Consider the following 1035-nt stretch of genomic DNA (forward strand, 5'->3'; position numbering starts at 1 on the left):
AAAGTAAAGGCTGACATAACTTGAACGGCCTTCTTCCAAAACTTTATTAAAACGAATTGGCTCACTAACGCCCTTAGTGGTAAGCCAGGCCACACGGTTATCCGCCGCAAGATTTAATGTCATCGGATTTTCAGGAAAATTTTCTAACTGGTAAAGACCGGGATTATCGAAGTACATGTTGTAGCTGAACCGGTGACGAACATAGGCTTCTGGCGTATCGGTTGCAGTAGCGAGCTCTTGGGTTCTTGTCGATGCTGCCGCCAATAGGGCATCGTTGTTGCCTGCGGCAAAGAGCTTGTGCAATCGACGGTACTCACGGGTCAGGCTGTCACGGGTGGCCTCATTATCGCGCAGAACATCCCCCTCTTCCCAGCACCAGGTGGGCATCGGCTGGCGGTTGGTAAAGGGAACCGTCAACCGGAAGTAATCCTCGTTCCACCGTATCTCACTGCTTATTGGTTGCAGTGGAGCGCTTGGCTCTCTTGCCACGATGCGGGGCCTGGCATCATCCTGGCCTGGCTTCATCACCACCTCAAACGCCGTGTTGGATTCAGTGTTGGGATTTTGGCCAGACCGCCAATATTCCAAAGAGAGACGCAGTTCTTGTTCAGGCTTGAATGGGTCGTCTGACGGCACTGGCCAGGCATAGAACTGAATCGCATTTCGTCCATTACGGATATACTGCGTGACAGGCAGCATCGTATTATGCGCACCAGGCACGCCTTTAAAATCAAGCATGATATTCTGTATATCCAGTGATGACGCCAGACCATCAACCTTCCAGCGTACGCCAAAATGATACTCTATTTTCTGTGACATCGCCTCTACCTCAAAACTTATAAAAACTGATAAAAAAGTACAATAATTACTTTCATATTAAACTACAACCCGCTTTTAAACTGATGAAACTCCCCCACCCAACTCTCGGCAAGACGATAGGAATGGGTGCCGCCATCCTTTTGCCATCGAGCACCACCGGAAGTCTCAATAACTTGGGAACTACGGCTGCTAGCCCGTCGATTTGGCGCTGGCCGT

General features: G+C 49.8%; 1 protein-coding gene. It reads right to left on the reverse strand.

Annotation, left to right across the window (positions count from 1 at the left end; all coding sequences use genetic code 11):
* On the reverse strand, positions 1 to 819 hold an 819-nt coding region (locus HHA01_RS14690; RefSeq protein WP_141322065.1), incomplete at its 3' end, for a hypothetical protein.
* Positions 820 to 1035 lie beyond the last annotated feature (216 nt).

The organism is Halomonas halmophila, from assembly GCF_006540005.1.
In the GTDB taxonomy this organism is placed as follows: domain Bacteria; phylum Pseudomonadota; class Gammaproteobacteria; order Pseudomonadales; family Halomonadaceae; genus Halomonas; species Halomonas halmophila.